This window comes from Pseudoalteromonas sp. Angola-7 (genome assembly GCF_028599255.1).
GTDB lineage: Bacteria > Pseudomonadota > Gammaproteobacteria > Enterobacterales > Alteromonadaceae > Pseudoalteromonas > Pseudoalteromonas atlantica.
The window spans coordinates 65441-83855 of sequence record NZ_JAQREL010000020.1 but is presented as its reverse complement, the minus strand read 5'-3'; the positions used below and the strand labels follow the sequence as shown (position 1 = coordinate 83855).

The 18415-nt window shown below is 36.6% G+C and carries 14 protein-coding genes; 8 read left to right on the top strand and 6 right to left on the bottom strand.

The window, feature by feature from the left end:
* Positions 1-937 (bottom strand): multicopper oxidase domain-containing protein (locus tag PSH50_RS19720; protein WP_273609990.1); only part of this gene is annotated, 937 nt, incomplete at its 3' end.
* Between the two features lie 166 nt (positions 938-1103).
* Here PSH50_RS19720 and PSH50_RS19715 point away from each other — a divergent pair.
* A complete protein-coding gene (locus tag PSH50_RS19715) occupies positions 1104-1790 on the top strand; it encodes a heavy metal response regulator transcription factor (RefSeq protein ID WP_004588805.1) in 687 nt (228 codons plus the stop codon).
* Entirely contained in the window at positions 1780-3177 is a 1398-nt protein-coding gene (locus tag PSH50_RS19710; protein ID WP_064387016.1) for a heavy metal sensor histidine kinase, read from the top strand. The genes PSH50_RS19715 and PSH50_RS19710 overlap by 11 nt, the downstream gene beginning before the upstream one ends.
* A 276-nt stretch (positions 3178-3453) precedes the next feature.
* Here the strand turns inward: PSH50_RS19710 and PSH50_RS19705 are convergent, their stop codons facing one another.
* Genes PSH50_RS19705 through PSH50_RS19695 form a run of 3 tightly spaced genes read right to left on the bottom strand, consistent with a single transcriptional unit; the run spans position 3454 to position 7446 of the window.
* Positions 3454-3840, bottom strand: coding sequence for a diacylglycerol kinase (locus PSH50_RS19705; RefSeq protein ID WP_024032690.1), 387 nt, complete (start codon positions 3838-3840; stop codon positions 3454-3456).
* A complete protein-coding gene (locus tag PSH50_RS19700; RefSeq protein ID WP_273609989.1) occupies positions 3830-5482 on the bottom strand; it encodes a phosphoethanolamine transferase in 1653 nt (550 codons plus the stop codon). The genes PSH50_RS19705 and PSH50_RS19700 overlap by 11 nt, the downstream gene beginning before the upstream one ends.
* A 2-nt stretch (positions 5483-5484) precedes the next feature.
* Positions 5485-7446 (bottom strand): LTA synthase family protein, encoded by a 1962-nt coding sequence (locus tag PSH50_RS19695; RefSeq protein ID WP_273609988.1) that lies wholly within the window; start codon positions 7444-7446, stop codon positions 5485-5487.
* Between the two features lie 173 nt (positions 7447-7619).
* On the opposite strand from PSH50_RS19695, the gene PSH50_RS19690 reads away from it, so the two are divergent.
* Together PSH50_RS19690 and PSH50_RS19685 are read left to right on the top strand one after the other, a co-directional pair.
* Positions 7620-8294, top strand: a complete 675-nt coding sequence (locus tag PSH50_RS19690) for a response regulator transcription factor (protein WP_024032693.1) — start codon at positions 7620-7622, stop codon at positions 8292-8294.
* The gene (locus PSH50_RS19685) at positions 8291-9700 is read left to right on the top strand and encodes a cell wall metabolism sensor histidine kinase WalK (protein ID WP_223866400.1); all 1410 of its coding nucleotides are present in this window, start codon (positions 8291-8293) and stop codon (positions 9698-9700) included. The genes PSH50_RS19690 and PSH50_RS19685 overlap by 4 nt, the downstream gene beginning before the upstream one ends.
* Before the next feature lie 241 nt (positions 9701-9941).
* Here PSH50_RS19685 and PSH50_RS19680 read toward each other — a convergent pair whose 3' ends face one another.
* Positions 9942-10532, bottom strand: a complete 591-nt coding sequence (locus PSH50_RS19680) for a hypothetical protein (protein ID WP_273609987.1) — start codon at positions 10530-10532, stop codon at positions 9942-9944.
* A 352-nt stretch (positions 10533-10884) separates the two neighbouring features.
* Positions 10885-11208 (bottom strand): hypothetical protein, encoded by a 324-nt coding sequence (locus PSH50_RS19675; RefSeq protein ID WP_024032696.1) that lies wholly within the window; start codon positions 11206-11208, stop codon positions 10885-10887.
* Between the two features lie 686 nt (positions 11209-11894).
* Here PSH50_RS19675 and PSH50_RS19670 point away from each other — a divergent pair.
* The 4 genes from PSH50_RS19670 (at position 11895) to PSH50_RS19655 (ending at position 16805) form a co-directional block, all read left to right on the top strand.
* On the top strand, positions 11895-12506 hold the full coding sequence (locus PSH50_RS19670; protein ID WP_024032698.1) for a TnsA endonuclease N-terminal domain-containing protein: 612 nt from the start codon (positions 11895-11897) through the stop codon (positions 12504-12506).
* Positions 12503-14530, top strand: a complete 2028-nt coding sequence (locus tag PSH50_RS19665) for a hypothetical protein (protein WP_273609986.1) — start codon at positions 12503-12505, stop codon at positions 14528-14530. Before PSH50_RS19670 ends, PSH50_RS19665 begins: the two co-directional genes overlap by 4 nt.
* Positions 14524-15474, top strand: coding sequence for a TniB family NTP-binding protein (locus tag PSH50_RS19660; protein WP_024032700.1), 951 nt, complete (start codon positions 14524-14526; stop codon positions 15472-15474). Before PSH50_RS19665 ends, PSH50_RS19660 begins: the two co-directional genes overlap by 7 nt.
* A gap of 440 nt (positions 15475-15914) precedes the next feature.
* Entirely contained in the window at positions 15915-16805 is an 891-nt protein-coding gene (locus PSH50_RS19655; protein WP_096042864.1) for a hypothetical protein, read from the top strand.
* The last annotated feature ends 1610 nt before the right edge of the window (positions 16806-18415 follow it).

Genomic DNA, 18415 nt, shown 5'->3' with positions numbered 1-18415 from the left:
GTTCAACGTTTTGCCCATCAGCTTGTACAACTGTTAGTTTTAGTTCGGGAATACGAACGTCAAAAAAAGTATTGCTTGAGCCATTAATAAACCTAAGTCTTACTTTTTCTCCAACTTTAAACATTCCTCGCCAATTTGACATTGGCGTACTACCGTTCATTAAAAAGGTCATTGCTGATGCAGATAAGTCAGCTAAATCTGTAGGATTCATTCTCATTTGATTCCACATTTTGCGGCGTTGCAAAGCATTCGAAACACCGCTATTTGAAACGTCATCAAAAAATTCTGGAACAGTGGGCTGATTGAAGTTAAATACATCACTCTGTATTTTTAATTTGCGGAACAGCGCCATTGGGTCATCATCAGTCCAATCAGATAATTGAATAACATGCTCGTTATCTGCACTAATAATATCTTTTTCTCGCGGTTCAATAATTAATGCACCGTACATGCCAGTCATTTCTTGAAAGCCACTATGTGAGTGATACCAATATGTACCGCTTTGTTGTAATTTAAATTTATAAACAAAGGTTTCGCCAGGCATAATGCCTTTAAAACTGATACCAGGTACGCCATCCATTTGATACGGTAAAATAATGCCATGCCAATGAATTGAACTCGGTACTGATAACTTATTTGTTACTCTAATAGTAACGTCATCGCCTTCTTTGAGGCGCAAGGTGGGGGCGGGTATAGAGCCATTGATAGTTGTCGCCATACGTACTACGCCAGTAAAGTTAACCGGCGATTCATCTATAACCAGATCAATTACTTTGCCGCTAAGTTCGGGCACAGTGCCTGTTATTGTTCCTGCTACTAAAGATGATGCAGCATGTAATACACTCGGAAAAGCAGCAAGTACACCTCCTGCAATTAAGCCTTGAACAAATCGTCTTCGTGGTGTGCTAACCTGTTGTGATGACTTTTTAAACCCCATTTCCTTACTCCTTCATACCAGAATATGTATTGAGTATAGAAAATAGACCTGTCTTAAACATGACGCGAACATTACAAAGTTGTAATGTTGGTGTCATGTTGCTGTAGTGACAGATACTGCATAATATTTGCAGAGGTAGTTGTTAGGACTTTAATGAAGGAATTGTATGCGCTTATTAGTTGTTGAAGATGAATCAAAGACAGGAGATTATTTAAAACAGGGACTAAGTGAAGCTGGTTTTCAGGTTTCTTTGGCGCGCAATGGACTTGACGGTCATCACCTAGCAATGACCGACTTATTTGATGTAATAATACTTGATGTCATGTTACCTGACGTATCCGGTTGGAAAATTTTACAGTCGCTACGTGAAGCAGATAACAAAACCCCAGTACTATTTTTATCTGCTCGCGATAGTATAGACGATAGAGTAAAGGGGCTCGAACTTGGTGCTGATGACTATTTAATAAAGCCTTTTGCTTTTGCTGAAGTTTTAGCAAGAGTACGCACTCTTATTCGCCGTGGTGTAGTACAAACAGTTGACGATATACTGATAGTTGCTGATTTAGAAATGGATATTCCAAAGCGAAAAATACAACGTGCAGGCAAGCGTATTTTATTGAGTAATAAAGAGTTTAGCTTACTTGAACTATTGTTACGGCGCGAAGGTGAAGTACTGCCACGTTCGTTAATTGCTTCTCAAGTATGGGATATGAATTTTGATAGCGACACCAATGTGATTGATGTTGCCATTCGTAGGCTAAGAGCAAAAGTTGATGATGACTTTACTGTTAAATTAATTCATACGGTTCGTGGTATGGGCTATAAATTAGAGGTTGAAACTGATGGCTATTAAGTCACGGCCTTTATCACTTACGATGCGTGTTGTGTTGTTTGTCGCTGTAACCGTTATTGCGTGCTTAACTTTAGTTGCCACCTTAATAAATAGTTCGATAAAACATCATTTTTTCCAGCAAGATAGTAGTGAACTGCATGTTATTAATCAATCTATTGAATTAGTTTTAAGACAACAGTATAAATCAAACCTGAAACTTAAAAATGAATTATCTAACGCTGTAGCGGGTCATCACGGTGTTTACTATCAGGTAAATACCGCAAAAGGAGAGCTCATTTTTCAAAGTTCTGAACGAGATTTTAGTGATTTTGTAATGAGTGCTAATGCTTCAGCTGGCTTTAACCGTAACAACATTACCTCATGGCAAAATGATACCCACACCTACCGAGCTCTGGTGAGTAATTTAAGTACTGGGCAACAGCAATACAAAATTACTACAGCGATAGACATGAGCTTTCATTTACACTTTCTCAATCAATTTCAACAAAGTCTTTGGGCTATTATGTTTGGCTCTGCGGTACTCATTTTATTGGTGGCTTGGTTTGCTATACATCAAGGATTAAACCCTTTACGAGGTTTGAGTCAGAAAATGCATGACATCCAAACTAATAAGATGGATGTAAGGCTTGATGAAAATAAAGTGCCTATTGAGCTTGTTAATATGGTGCAGTCGTTTAACTCGATGCTCGACAGGCTCCAAGGTGAATTTATTCGTTTATCAAATTTCTCTAGTGATATTGCGCATGAGTTACGTACTCCACTAACAAATATAATCACTCAAACACAGGTTGGTTTATCTAAAAAAAGACAGTTGTTAGAGTATCAAGAATTATTGTTTTCTAATCTAGAAGAGCTGGAACGACTAACTAAGATGGTTAGTGATATGCTTTGGCTTGCAAAAACTCAGAATGGACTGGTTAAACCCGTTCAAAATACCCTAAAAAGCCATGATGAAATTGAAGCATTATTTGAGTACTTTGATGCTTTGGCTGAAGACTCATTGATTACATTTAAGAAAAAAGGTCAAAACCTTTGTTTTTATTGTGACAAATTACACTTTCGCCAATTATTATCAAACCTCCTATCCAATGCAATAAGGTATGCCCCAAAAGGCTCATCAATCACAGTAAATAGTGAAATATTTACCGCTGAAAAAATATGTATTTCAGTGATTAATACTGGGGAGAGAATACCTTCTGAGCATTTACCTTATTTATTTGACCGCTTTTATCGACCCGATAAATCGCGCCAACGACACAGCGATGGAGCTGGTTTAGGGCTTGCAATAGTTAAAGCTCTAGCGCAAGCAAACGGTGGAAATATAGAGGCCAGTTCAAATAATCAAACTACCAGCTTTAAAGTTTTTCTAAATTTAGCTAAAAGCTAATTATTAAATTTAATAACCCAATGTTTGCTTGTACCTCTAGACTTCCCAGCTTTCATTAAACACCGGTTTATAAACTTAAAGTACAAAACGGAAGTAAACTTCCGGTTTCTAACCCAATATTGCTATATTTCGGAAGCAAACTTCCGTTTATAGGAATTCAAAGGTAGTTATCGGAAATATACTTCTGTTTTTTGAAAGCGTTAACCTAGATAGCTATATGAGCCATTTTTCGGGGCCTTATTTGAGCGATCAGCGGTCATTGAGATTGGATAAATTTTAAAAATAACCAATATAGTTTATAAATACAGCAACCCAGACGACTGAACATATCAATAGCGCAATTAGTACTGCTGCGGAGCCTAAATCTTTAGCGAGACCAGACAATGGATGAATTTCTAAGCCAACTCTGTCTATTGTTGCTTCTATTGCTGTATTAACAATCTCTGCGAATATCACAAACAAAACAGAGATTAGGAGCATGACCTTTTCGTAAATACCTATCTGCCAAATAGAAATAATAGTTAGCGATAAAGCAAGTAATAAAAGCTCTTGTTTAAAAGCAGCTTCATTTTTGGCAAGCCATTTAAATGCACGCTGTGAATTTTTAAAAGCTAAAAATACTCGATTAATACCTGACGGCTTATTTACATTATCAAACTGCATTGGGAATCCCCTCATTGTAGGCTTCGGCCTTACAGGCGTTAAAAATATCGTATATAGGTTGGTACTGGTTGCTATTTACATGAGTTAATCCAAGCAAAGTGTCAAAAATATTGTCGTGTGAAAATGTTTTTGAGTGTTGCAACTCAACACAGCGATTGAATTCAGAGTCAGTAAGTTTATTACTCCAAAAAATCATTGGGATATGAGTTTGCTCGGTTGGTGCTAATGCATAAGGAAACCCATGAAGGTATAAGCCTTTTTCACCAAGTGACTCACCGTGATCTGACACATACAAGAGTGATTTTTCCGTTTCGTTACTTTCTTGTAATACTTTTATTAATTCGCTCAATATCCTGTCTGTGTATGCAATAGTGTTATCATATGTGTTTGTTAGCTCTGTTGTAGTACAGTTCTGAATATCGCTTCGATCGCAGTCAGGTTTAAACAAACTTGCGTGTTCAGGGTAACGACGATAATAAGTTGGCCCATGTGAACCTATCATATGTAGAATAATCAATTTATGCTTAACGTTACTTTTAGCTATTCTGTCTTTGAATTTCGAGACTAATATTTCATCAAAACAGTAATCACCGTCACAGAGCGAGTGCTTTTTGTTCGGCTCAATGTTTTCTGATTTGACGCGAGCACACACTCCTTTACAGCTGCTATTATTATCAATCCATGTCACTTCAACACCACTACGCTGGATAATGTCTAGGACATTTTCTTGACTATTAGCAAGGCGAGAATCATATTCTTTGCGATTAAGCCGTGAAAACATACAGGGCACGGAGATAGCCGTTGCCGTTCCACATGATGAAACATCACTAAAATATTTCACGCCCAGCTTAGAGGTATAAGCATTCGTTGCTCTACTATAGCCTTGCAGTGAAAAGTTAGCAGCCCGAGCAGTTTCGCCTACAACCATTACTGTTAGCGAGGTGGTCGTTTTATTTTCTAAAGCTGGTAAATTATCAAGTACCTTAAAAGGTAGTGGGGGGTAAAAGTAATTATCTCTCAAATATTTATAACCCGCTGTATAAAAAGCAAACGGGGTGATATAGCTTGTAAGCTGTCGGTTATTACGCCCTACAGAAGCGTACTCTTTATAAAAGGTTGCTGCTATTAAAGCACAACAAAGCAAAGCAAATAGATTTAGCTTCACAAAGCTCTTTAAACGTACTCTAAAACTACCAATAATTATGAACTTGGAAAATAAGTAAGTAGGTACAATTCCTAATAAAACTACAAATATTACAAGCTGAAAATTTAAATATGAAAATGCTTCACCTGAGTTTGTCTCAACAATATTTTGTAACATGCTTTTGTCAAAAATAACGCCATAATTAAGTGTTGAATAAAACAATAATGAGCAAAGTAAAACGCTAAATAAAAGTACGGGTTTAACAAAAGTAACTAAGGACAGCCAACTCAAAACTAAAATAGTCAATGAGAAAAGCAATAAAGGAATAGACGTGATAAAAAGCCAATTTATATGGCCTGGCTGTGTTGCAGCAATAAAGGTGTTGTATAAAAACAAGCCATTAAATACGATAACGATATACATCGAAACTAAGCAAACAAAATGACTATAACTTACATGCCAAGACGAAATGTTAAAAATTTGAAAAGCATTTTTCATAATTATTCCTTATCGCTATTTTTATCAGCTAAACGATAAAGCTGCTCTGTGTAAGCTAAGTTGCTAAATAGCACATGAGCGAGTGCTTTTTCAGCTAACGTTTTATCTGCGTTTTGCGGTTTATTTCTTTTTTGTATTTTGGTTTTTTTGTTATAGCGCCAATAGCTAGTTTGTTGATTTGGCGTTAGGATGACAGCGCGATCATTTTCTAGGTATGCAAAATTGTCGTAGTACTGCATCATCGCGCGTTCAACTGGATAATTTTTGGTGAGATCAAAGCCCACCATTGGAGTTGCTTGGTCAACTCCTAAAAGTGACAACAAAGTAACAGGTAGGTCAATTTGACTAACAAGTCTTGAGTCGCGTTTAGCCTTCATATCGCTGTTTAAAATAACCGCAGGTATGTGAAAAGACTTTAAAGGGACGGGCTCAGAGCCAAAAACACGCACATCATGGTCTGCCACAACCAAAAATACGGTGTTTTTCCAGTACGATTGTGTTTTTGCTTTATTTATAAACTTCCCTAGTGCGTAATCTGCATACTTAATTGCAAGATCACGTTTATAGTTTTCAGGGCTATACCCTTCAGGTAGCGATACCTTACCTTGTGGGATGTCAAATGGATCGTGATTGCTCGAAGTAAATACAAGACTAAAAAATGGCACTGCCGCATTACTTAGTTTAGTCAGTTCCTTATCTGCTTGTTGGAATAAGTCCTCATCACTCGCGCCCCAAGATGAGATAAACTGAGGGTTTTCAATGTGGTTGATGTCAACAATATCGTTAAATCCGTTTCCTAGGAAAAAGCTTTTCATATTGTCAAAATGACTTTCACCGCCGTAGATAAATTGGGTAATATAACCTTGTTGACTCAATACATCAGCTAATGAAAAAAAGTTATGCTGGGATTTAGATAGTTTAACTACCGAGCGAGATGGAGATGGCATAAAGCCAGTGGTAATTGCTTCAATACCTCTCACGGAGCGCGTTCCCGTAGCATAAAGGTTGTCAAACCCCCACCCTTGTTGATATAGCTCATCAAGTTCAGGAGTTATACCTAACCCACCAAGTTGTCCAACAAATCGGGCACCTAAACTTTCCTCAAGTATAATTACTAAGTTTTTTTTAACTCCAGACACAAAAGGTTTGTTATGTGCCAAGGTCGGAATATTTCCGGTGACAAACTGCTTACGATAAGAAGCCTTTTTGACTATATCTATAACTTGCTGATGAGGCATTGTGCCATACAAATTGCTAGCACTTTTTTCGTTACCCATGTTTTTCAGCGCAAACGCAACACTGTAAGTGGAGTTAAGAACAAGTGAATTTACTAGTGAATCTTGAGAAAAATAGACTAATGCAGGGTTAAGCGGCCGGTGGCTCAATGTACCTCTGGCAGCAAGGAAACAAAGCATTAAAACAGCCATAAGAATAGATAAATTAGCTACTTTTTTCAGTGGCTGTACTTGTGGTTTTGTGAATGCTCTATATAAAAGGCGATAGCTGTAAATACTTGTTATTGTCGCCACAAGTAATGTACTTAGCATTGCTAAAAGGTGACCATGAATTAGCATCGAGAATACTTCTTGTGGGTAATCAAGATATTCAATATATAACCGGTTAGGCCTTACATCATATTGAGTGATGAATGCAGCTGTTGATGTTTCTAAAATAACAACAACAGTCGCAATAATGCTACCGTAAAGCGAAAACATGCGCTGGAATAGCTTTGTTTTAGAGCGTGCAATTACATGCAGCATCAATATCAGCACTCCAATAGTTGCTAAGTATCCAACGCTACTTAAGTCTATTTTGATAGCACCTGAAATGACTGGCCAAATATCACCATCATTTAATCTTGAATGTTGCCATATCAATAGCCCAATTCGGGAAGTTATAAAGATTGATAACAATATAAGTGTAAAACGTAACAAGGGTTTTAAAACGGAAGTATTTGCTGACATAGTTGTACTCGTCTTTAAAAATTGCAGCAATACTAAAAATCGAAACTTAAGAAATCCTGATGATAAACTTAATAATGGCTATACTATAAAAACTTAAGGAAGCCTTAAGTAAAACTTAAGTTATATAGCGTAACCTAGTGATTAAGATGTATTTTCAGGTGAACAAATAGAACATGAAGTTATTAATAATTGAAGATTCAGGGTCACTGCGACGTAGTTTACGGGTTGGCTTAACAAATTTGGGCTTTGCGGTGGATGAAACCGGTGATGGCTCACAAGGGTTGAGTATGGCAATGACAGGTGAATATGAGCTTGTAATACTTGATATTATGCTACCTAGTATCGATGGCATCACTGTACTGCAAACCATAAGAACAAAACAGCTTGATACTAAAGTTTTAATTTTATCCGCAAAGCAAGAACCTGAAGACCGCGTTTTAGGGCTTCTAACCGGAGCGGATGATTACCTCACTAAACCTTTTTCATTTGATGAACTTCACGCTCGACTCTTAAATTTAATGCGTCGTGGTGGACTAAAAATGGTCAGTGATATTATAGTTATTGATAATTTAGCCCTGAATTTACAGTTAAAACTGCTAAAAGTTTCTGACAACGTTATTGATTTAACACCCAACGAGTACAAAATTGTCGAATGTTTATTTAGCAATCAAAATAAAGTGTTTAGTGCGGAAAAGCTAAGTACCTATCTTGCAGGACAGTATGATTTAATATCGAAAAACTCGATTGAAGCCCATTTATCATCTGCTCGTAAAAAAGTAAGAGTTGCAGGGGGAGAGCTACCAATTCAAACCAAACGTGGCTTTGGTTATATTGTGCAAGGGCAATGATGAAATCTATTCGCAGTAAACTAGTAATTACTCTCTCAGTAACTATAACAGGGTTAGTTTTATGCATATTGTTGGCCACTGATATTGCTGTTGATAGCTGGATAGACAATGAGTTTGATCGCAGCCTGCAATCTAAAGCAGGTATGTTAAAGACCTTAGTAAATAAGACCGATAATGGTTATTCCTATAATTTTTCCAGTGAGTTTATGCCTGAGTTCGCAGGAGAAGTTGAGCCCGAATACTTTCAAATATGGAACAAAGAAGGTACCTCCATCCGCTCAAAAAGTTTAGATTTATTTGAGGTTAAAAACCTACCATTTGAAAACTTGGAAATTGGCGAATCAAAAATACGACCTATTCAACTACCTGATGGTCGAGATGGCCGAATTTTTTACAGTCGTTTTATACCACAAGTAAAAGATAATGCATCAGTTGACACCTCTAAAAAGACAGACGGTGAGTCAATGATTTTAGCTTATACAGCATCCTCTGAGGAAGTTGATTTTGTACTTTGGTTGATTGACGTTATTTTTATAGTCACGACGATTACAGTTATTGTATTTATTCGATTGTTTGTCAGAAAGGCCATAGATACATCACTTGCGCCATTGGTACAATTAAATAAGGATATCAGTCAGTTAAGCATTATCAGTGAAGGCTCAGAGATATTTATAAAAGAGCCAGTTAAAGAGCTCTTGCCAATTGTTGAAAGTTTAAATGCCTTTATTAAAGAGAACAGGCAACTTTACCTAAGAGAGAAGCGCCTCACATCAGATATTGCCCATGAAATAAAAACGCCCATTGCCGAACTAATTAATATGGCAGAAGTCTCCATACGGTTTCCAAATGAAAAAGAGCTCAATGATGACTTTAAGCCTGAAGCTTTGAAGATAAGCCTGAGACTTAAAAATATAGTCTCAAATTTATTGCTATTACATAAATACGGGGGAGGTAAGCTGAACAAGCGAGATGCCTGTGATTTAAATCAAGTTATTAGCAGAATACTGGAAACCCATGATTTATCACGTGTAAATTTGCAGTTGGATGAAAATGCACCAGCAATTATGAGCAACTTGTTTGCCCTTGAATCAATTTTTAGCAATTTAGTTAACAACGCGAAACAATACAGTCCACTCGATTCAAAAATTTTAGTCTCCACGAGAGTTGTAAGGGATAAAAACTTAATATTATCAGTTACTAATTCCCTTAATGAACCTTTGAATGATAGCGATATAGACCAATTATTTGACCCATTATGGCAAAAAGACACTTCAAGAACATCGATTGATAACTTTGGATTAGGGCTATCAATCGCTAAGACGCTTAGTAAAGCAATTGATGCGCAATTAAGCGCGAAAGTTAGTGACAAAAAAATTACATTTTCTTTAGCCTTAACTACGGATTAGCTTATTCACTAACTACATAGAAATAAAGGCTGGGGTGTACAATTATGTGAAGAGGCTCCTATATACTTAATTTTCTGGCAGCTATAAAACAATCAACACCTTTTCTGCGGCTTAGCTGGGTGTTGTTATCACTGTCCGCTCATGGAATAAATGCGTCTGTTCGATTTGATTGACTTTATTTGTTCAAATCTGACAGTTTTGGTTAGATCTTATTAAATGAATACATTACGCGCTTATCTTGTTAAGCAAAAATGCTAACTAAATCACTGTTAAAAGAAAGTCCGCTTAAGCTATTTTCATTAACCAGAGATTTAAACGCAGCATTACAATAAAGTGCTGTCCCACCTTGCATGCATGATTTAAAAACAAGCTTTTTGTCTGATTTAAATGATAAGGATTTGAGGCCATCCTCAATACCATTCAGGTAAGCCTTTTCAGTAAGAGATTCGTCTTCTTCTTCGAAAACGAGTGGATTAAATAAAATTAGCTCTTTATCACACCTAAGCGGTATAAACTCCCCGTATACTTGCAGATAGTTCCCTAGGGCAATATACGCTTTTTGGTTCAAAACAAGGTAATTCGTAAATAAGTTTACGTCGTAGGCTTGCTTTAAAGCTTCTTTTTCAACCTTGCAGCTAAATCCGTTTTTGACTATATCCGTTATTCTAGTTTTGCCGCTTGGAAAGCCAATCTTGGCTAATATTACTGCTTCTTTATAACTGAGGTTATTTTCTTCGGCAATTTGGTCTGCCATCGATACGTTATCTAGGTCAATTATATCGTATGTTCTATCTGGTTTGTGTAATTTATAAATATCGAGTTCCTTTCCCATAAGTAATCCTTTGTGAAGTAATATTTGTGCTTATTAAAGATTAATGAAGCCAGAATATCAACTCCTTCGGCAACGCAAACAGAATCTTATTGAATATTAGCCAAATTTTATTAGGCTGGATTACTAAGAAAGTGCGCGTTAGTTATACCTGTACTCTATTCATTTATTAGCTTTTACTGTATTCATTTATTAGCTTTTACTGTATTCATTTATTAGCTTTTAATGTAGAACTAGCAATATTTACATAATACAGATTCTCATCTTTGCCTACCAAAGCCCCTAGGTATCTACCGTAATGTAGAGCTCATGACCTTTAAAAGTAAAATAGACAGATTAGAAGGCGATAATCGCCTTATTTATCTTCCATAATATCTTTAAGTGCAATGCGCTTTAGCTTAGTACCATCGCGATACCCTTTTACTAACAATTCATCTAATACAGCGCCAGTGTAGAAGGTATAGCCATTTTCTTCATCAACGGGAAGCTCGTATACAGAGCCTGATATTTGAGGCCAAATCCAATAATTCCCACAGGGTGATAAGTGAGGTAGAACCATTGAACCTGAGCTTACTCTCCATTCATCATCATTTTTCCACGAACAAAACAACACATAGCAGGGTTTGCTATCAATAGTTTGAAACGTTAAAACAACCCACCCTTCTGGCTTGTGTTTCATATGTCACTCCATCTTGTTTACAAAAAAATTTAAGCCTCCATTAACCTTAACTTAATAAACAAGAACACCCCCTCTTTTTTCTTAAAAAACACAAAAAATAAAAATGCTTAAATTAACCTAGAATTAATATCGTTGGCATTTTATGAATTTTAAAACCCAAATCAAAGACACTTAAAGAAGATAACGAGAGGTCTGACCAGTTTAACCTTCTCTATTTCTGTAATATCTGCAATCATAGTGACTGCCTTTTGAAAAGCATCAACCTTGCTGGGGGCTAGGTGTGAAATTTTAAATTTAAGCTTTTAGGAGCAGCACTGAATACTAATTTCACTTTGGGTGTTTTACTTGAACATAACAACTTCATGTTAAACACAAACATAAAATCGGTTTGGATAAGGTAAAAACAACTCGAGAAACCTTCACAGTACTTTAAAGATAAATTTTTTTTGAGAATAAATAATTTGCTCGTAGAAAAAACATTGAACTTAACTTTTGAATTTTAAAGTGAGATTAACCCTTGAAAATAAAACAAAATTTTCAGTGGCTCCAAGGATTGATAAGCCTAATTATGACGAAAGGAATAATGTAAAAATGCTTACCAAGAACAACTATTCTAAAGATAAACCTTTTAATTTATCACCCATTATCTATAGTGTAAAGACATTTATTTTTTGGGAGGTAAAATTATGACCGTTACAAAGACGAACGCTAACGTTCACAGAGGTCGATTTGTTATACGATTTTACTCCCATAAAAATCAGTGCGCACTTAATCCCGAGTCATTTCAGGAGCTGATCCTGGCTTTTAAACTGGAATGTGACCCTAATGTGAAGCTGTTTGCCACCCAGCCTGAGCAAATAGAAGTGACTATAGACAAAAAAGTTTACCGCTATACACCCGACTTCTTAGTCCTATATCATTCTGGCTTCGCTGAATATATTGAAGTTCATCATGAGTCTCAGGTTGATAAAGAGTATCACTCGAAAATTCATCTTTTTAATGAGTACACCCGAAAAAAAGCACAAATAGGTTTACGGTTAATCATCGTCGATAAGCTCAATACTATCTTTATGGCGAACCTTAATCTGATAACAATGTATTACTCGGAGCATTCATTCCCATTAACAATGCTGCCTGATGGAGATTTAACCTTTGGTGAACTCATCGAATGCTTGGAGGGTATAGCTAAAAACCCAGTGGCAGAGGCTTATGGACTAATTGCATCAAATGTATATAAATTCGATATGGAGAAGCCGTTAAACGCCTCTACTACATTGATGCGAGGTCACCTCAAATGATCGGATATGCTACGGGTACTGACTTGACTAATAAGTACGGTAACGTTGAATCTATTGCGTTTGTTGACAGTACATCAATACTCCTTTCCGGTGATGGTATAGAGACTAAGAAGCGCCTATTACCTCGAGACGACTTTGAGAAATCAATTGATGATCAAGGCTTTATATTAAGAAGCGCACAGCATCCACATATTGAACTAACAGAATATCAAAAGTTAACGGTTACATCACGATTGATTTATCAATCTATCTTGAAAGAACTGGTTAGTGAAGGATACCCTGCTACAACCAAGAAGACATATGATGAGCTCATCAAACGAGTCGAGAGCCAACATCCTGCAACTATTGCCACAAAACACCCGCAATGGAAAACGGTATGTCGCCATTGGCGCGTATGGGTTCAATCAGATTTTAATGATGAGGCGCTTGCGGGAGTGAAGCGTAATAGGCCTATACGGCTAAATGCGGCCACTGAGGCTTTCATACAGCACTACATCGCTACCGTCTATTCGTGTAATAACTCTGCTTTCAAAGGCGCATATTACAGTAACTATAAACGAGAAGCGCAAGAAGCTAGCTTGAAAAATAATGAGATTCAAATCGCATCACAACGCACCTTTTACCGCCGGTTACAAGAGCTTACTGATGCCGAAAAACTTGCTAATTTTAAAGGCCTTTCACAAGCGGAAATCAATAAGCGACTAACAACGCTACGTAAACGAATAAAAACCTATTACGCAATGCAGCGCGTTGAATGCGACCGTGTTGTGCTAAATATGTGTTTAATTGACGACAAAACAGGTCTTCCGACACCGCCTATTTCTTTGTATGTAGCAATAGACGTATACACACGCGCACCTATCTCTGTGGTGCTTAGCTTTGAACCTGAAAACTCTGCCGGTGGGCTTAACCTTTTACGTCAAATATTTATGGCGGATAGTAATCTTACAATGAATGGACGTAAACCGACTACATTGATTATGGATAATGGCCCAGGGTTTAATAATCGTTTGATAAAAAAGGCTGCGGAGCGACTAGAGTTAAATATTCATTATACACCATCAAATCAACCTGCTAAGAAGCCATTCATTGAGTCATTTTTTAATGTGTTAAGAGATCACTTTTTTTCGGGTATGAAGATTGAAACGCAAAGTGGTGAGACGAGTATTGGATTTCAAAGTTATTCAGGAAAACGTACTAACCCGAACTCACTCGACACAATTCCATTAGCTAAACGTGCGGATATAAAGGTATCTGATTTTACAAAGCTACTGAATATATTTTTGACAGAATACATGCACAAACACCATAAACAGGCTGGCCATACGCCTATCAAAAAATGGAATCAGTCCATTATTGATACGCCTATGCCTTCATTCACATATGATCAGCTACAACATTGCTTCCACGTGTCCAGAGCCCAGGCCTCACATAAATTACAGCAACGTGGAACTATCAGATGTTTAGGTCAAGATTATTACAGTGATGAGCTAAAACAACTATACGCGGCTACTAAAACAGACATGGAGCTGGGTGAAAACCCCTCTGTTTATGTGTTTCATGACGACCTAGATGCCAGAAAAGTAACAGTTCAAGCAACACTGCCTGGCGAGAACAATCCTGTGGAAATAGTGGCTGATAATATTGACCATCATGATACTAAACTACCAGTCAGCTTTGCTGAACTAAATGGCAATCAAACTCTGACCCAACTCGGAATATATACAGAAACTTTCTCCCATACTCCTACTGGTCACTATGTCGGTGAAATAACTGAATTCGTAAAGCAAAAGCCCAATCGCAAAAAGCACAGGGGCCCGAAGGTAGCGTCTTTCAATAAAAATACGAAAGAGAACTTATCCATTGTAGAGCGAATAAAAAAATCTCATAAAGTGAATGAACTTAAATCACAGATATCGCACTCAGGTGAACAAGATACCTACGCAGATACGATAGTGAGCAAAACCAGAGAAATGGCCTCTACCCGTTATAATGATGATGAAGGAAATGAAAAACAATGGTAACTATGCCCAGTACAATTTTCGCATGTGACATTCAAATGAAGATATGGCAGAGGATAGCGGAAATCCACAATATGTATCACGTACCTTCAGAGGATAAACGAGCTCAACTTATTTATGGTGCCTCGGGTGCTGGCAAGACGTATATATTAAAGCAGTATCACGCTCAGTTTTTACCTGTTACTAAGCCAGAAAAAACGACAAAACCAATCTTTTATGTCGCTTTTAAGGAGTTTAAAAAAAGTACTGCAGAGATAACTCGATTTTTAATTTCAGAGCTAGAGGGAACAACACAAAACTCTCGCACTACTGCAGCTGAATTGGATGCCCAACTTATCTCACTTCTCAAAGACCTAGAAGTGGAGCTAATCATTCTTGATGAAATTCAGAATATTGCCTCAAGTTATGATGGGATAGAGTTTCAACGAATTATTAAATATTTTTGCTATCTGATCGATAGCAACAAGATCCGTTGTTCGATTATTTTCGCCGGTACAAGCAGTGCTAAGCGCCTTATTACATTTGGTAGAACCGCCGGTAAATTTGACGATGACGAGCAGATGTCTCGTCGACAAATGCGCCCCATTGAAATTAAGCCAATCCTTCCTAAAACGAAAAACTGGATTGCCTGTTGTAATTGGTTCATTCAACAAGTTGGGTTGCCAAATTTAACAAAGGATGAGCACAGTGAGCTACTTGATCGTATTTACCTTGCGTACAGTGAGCACACCATGAGTACAATGCGCGATTTATTTTTACGTAATAACACACGAAATGCAAAAAACTATGATCAGCTTATAGAAGCCTTATTTGAAAACTTTGAGAAATATGCAATTGGGGCTGTCAATCCATTTGATTATGAACTTTTAACAAAAAAACAATTAGATGCATATCTAAATGAGCAAGATAAAAACCTTAGAAGTCAGTTCTATTCGGGGTTATGCTAATGCGTTTCCCAATAAAACCCTCTTACTATGAAGCGGAGTCAGGTATTGGTTATGTACTTCGTTTACTTAAAAGAAATGGCATACAATCAGAATCTCGCGTACTCAATAAGGCTATGCTAACCAGTATCATCAAAGGTAGATCAACAAAGAACGGACTCCTTGATCACCTTATTCCTATAACTCGCACTTTATCATCATTAAAGATAAAGTGCTGGACACATGCGAGATTGCTAACGCCACAAGTTTGTCCAGATTGTGTTAACCAATATGGGTATTTTAGGGCCCAGTGGCAAAATCCATTTTTACGACACTGTATTATTCATGAGTGTGCCCTGTTATCCGAATGCCCTCATTGCAATTCACCGCTGCAATTTACCATTAATCTTCTAAATGGCCGCTGCACATCACCTTTATGCGGCTTACGCTTAACGCATATACCATTGAATAATCAATTAAAATCACCTGAACAAGTCCACGATGCATACCTCATAGCTAAAGTGATAGTTGACGATAGTAATACACGAACGAGTTTCCCACCAAAGGAGATTACCTCCACATTATTAAATAGAGCGGCTGATATTCTTAATAACCCAGATAGTGCTAGAGTATTCTTAAGTGAAAGGGCTAAACGTGTACCAACAGATCTACCGTTGAACATTGAGTTTCACAAAATTGAAATTATTGTTCAGAATTTGCTATGTGAATGGGGGTCATTATCCACACTATATGAAATGTATAATAGCGAGTATATTCGTTCAAAAGCTCCCATAACTCAGCTTTGGTTTGAAGCTCAAACAGCCTCCTCTATAATTGGGGTAACGTTTAAACAAATCGCTCTTTTAGTCGAAGTTGGATTGATAAGAACTGATTCAAAAAAGGCCTTAAGAACAGATACTCGCGTTGAAATATCAGGTGTTTATACCTTTTTAGCCGAGTTCAGCCACAATAAAGATTACGTCCCCCTTTCTGAGCTACGTCGCTTTATGGCTCTTCATAATATCTGTATAACTGATGTACTGATAGCTGCTAAAAATAAAGAATTATTAATAACATACAAACCTTCATTAGACTTAATGCATTCCATACACGTTTTGCCTGAAGCATTCGATACCTTTTGTAAATTACATACTCAACTTATAAGAGATAAAACGATGTCCGTTGCAAACGTAGCTGAAGTCACCGGTATACCAAAGGTAGAACTAATGAGGTTGATTAATACCGGTAAGCTCAGGCCCGTTTACATTCATGGCAATAATTCAAAACGTATACTTAATTGTGATACTTTGAAGTTGGCGAAAACACAAAACAAACAGCTATCACTCGACATTTAGCACTTTGTAATTTCAACTTTAATTTTTAGGCCGAGACTTGCTCTCGGTCTATGCTTTATTAATAACAATACCGGCAGTTCACTAAAACTAACCGACTGAATATCAATAAGTTTAACTTTCCCTTTTTTAATAAAGGTTTAGTAATTTAATCCATAACTAAACCTAAATCAAACCAAATTTGAATTAACTTAACATTACAAATGAAGCTTCGCATATCTGCATTTTAGCTTTCACTTAAATGGCTTCATTTCTCTTTATCCTAAAAATCCATTTTCTAATCGATTTACTACACTTTTACTAAGTAAATATTAGCGTATAGTGTTCGCCACTAATTTACCGAATACAGAATCTACTTAATTATGTGCTCATTAATATCAAGTCAGAGTTCTTCAGTGGCAGAATGAGAATATGCAAGGCAGAATGAGAACTTTTTGGCTGGATGAGAATTTGTGTTGGGGCAGTTTTTAGCTATAAATAATTCTCAATTTAAGAGGCGCAGTACCCATAAAGAATACAAGCTAAGTTATTGTTTTGAAATCTTATTACTTGGCTGAGATTCTCAAGTTATATGGCGCCGATCAAAATGATCAGTGCCACTTAAATCGAGAATACACGGCGCGTTGAGAACTTATTGATTTATAATGAAATATGGCACTTAAATTGAGATTTATTAACTTAATTACACTCTAAAAATAATTATGTTTTTTATTAGGTAAATTTCTTAAACAACGAGAAATCGCTTGAAAACATCTATTTCAGTAAGTGATTTGAAGTGGTAATTTGCCTAGTTATTAAAACGTATACTTCTTGCTTAAACATATGGTCGAAAATTAGATGCCCTGATGAAGATTAAAACCTTGGCGGGAAAGCTTTTCAAGACCCAAAGCAACAGTATTTTATGAGTCGGTATCGTTTTTGACTCATCGGAAAATAACAATACGTAATCCTATATTCGGGGTTCATTTTTCCATTACATAAGCACTAGTGTAAAACTAATGCCTCCTTTTTCCAGATTAACTTAATCGATTAAGTAAAACCTTAATTAACCTAGTGCCGAATGATGATAAACACATTGTATTTCAGTTAAAACCTAAATGCAGAATCACAACCTTAAAGCATTAAAATTTAGTTTTACAGCATTAATATTCACACTTTTTATTTTCTCCCTCTAGGTCACTCATTAAGACCGCAAGTAAACACTAACCCATTTACCCCCATATATATGACCAAACCTTAATTCGAGATGAATTAATTGGGTTTTGTAAAAGATAATTCATGCATTAGTTTTTATATTTATATTTATGTTTATGTTTATATTTATATTATTAAATCAGTATACTCTTACTAAACATGCAACTTAATCGTTTAAGTACTAGAGAAAGTAGTATATAGTCACACTGCTAATATCAATTAGCGAGGACATTATTACGCCTGAATTTCTTGGCTAATTCCAGAAGATAAACTTTAGCCTTTGTCCGAATCGATTTCGCTTTAAAAGTCGCATACATTCAAGTGAATACAATTGGTTTTCACTGAGGATAATTGATTTAGACTAGGGTAACAGGGTGTCTTATTAGGAAGAGGCTATTCTTTTACGGGAAACATTTTCA

Coding starts and splice junctions, on each gene's coding strand:
- PSH50_RS19715 (WP_004588805.1), top strand. CDS start 1,104: ATGCGCTTATTAGTTGTTGAAGATGAATCAAAGACAGGAGATTATTTA.
- PSH50_RS19710 (WP_064387016.1), top strand. CDS start 1,780: ATGGCTATTAAGTCACGGCCTTTATCACTTACGATGCGTGTTGTGTTG.
- PSH50_RS19705 (WP_024032690.1), bottom strand. CDS start 3,840: ATGCAGTTTGATAATGTAAATAAGCCGTCAGGTATTAATCGAGTATTT.
- PSH50_RS19700 (WP_273609989.1), bottom strand. CDS start 5,482: ATGAAAAATGCTTTTCAAATTTTTAACATTTCGTCTTGGCATGTAAGT.
- PSH50_RS19695 (WP_273609988.1), bottom strand. CDS start 7,446: ATGTCAGCAAATACTTCCGTTTTAAAACCCTTGTTACGTTTTACACTT.
- PSH50_RS19690 (WP_024032693.1), top strand. CDS start 7,620: ATGAAGTTATTAATAATTGAAGATTCAGGGTCACTGCGACGTAGTTTA.
- PSH50_RS19685 (WP_223866400.1), top strand. CDS start 8,291: ATGATGAAATCTATTCGCAGTAAACTAGTAATTACTCTCTCAGTAACT.
- PSH50_RS19680 (WP_273609987.1), bottom strand. CDS start 10,532: ATGGGAAAGGAACTCGATATTTATAAATTACACAAACCAGATAGAACA.
- PSH50_RS19675 (WP_024032696.1), bottom strand. CDS start 11,208: ATGAAACACAAGCCAGAAGGGTGGGTTGTTTTAACGTTTCAAACTATT.
- PSH50_RS19670 (WP_024032698.1), top strand. CDS start 11,895: ATGACCGTTACAAAGACGAACGCTAACGTTCACAGAGGTCGATTTGTT.
- PSH50_RS19665 (WP_273609986.1), top strand. CDS start 12,503: ATGATCGGATATGCTACGGGTACTGACTTGACTAATAAGTACGGTAAC.
- PSH50_RS19660 (WP_024032700.1), top strand. CDS start 14,524: ATGGTAACTATGCCCAGTACAATTTTCGCATGTGACATTCAAATGAAG.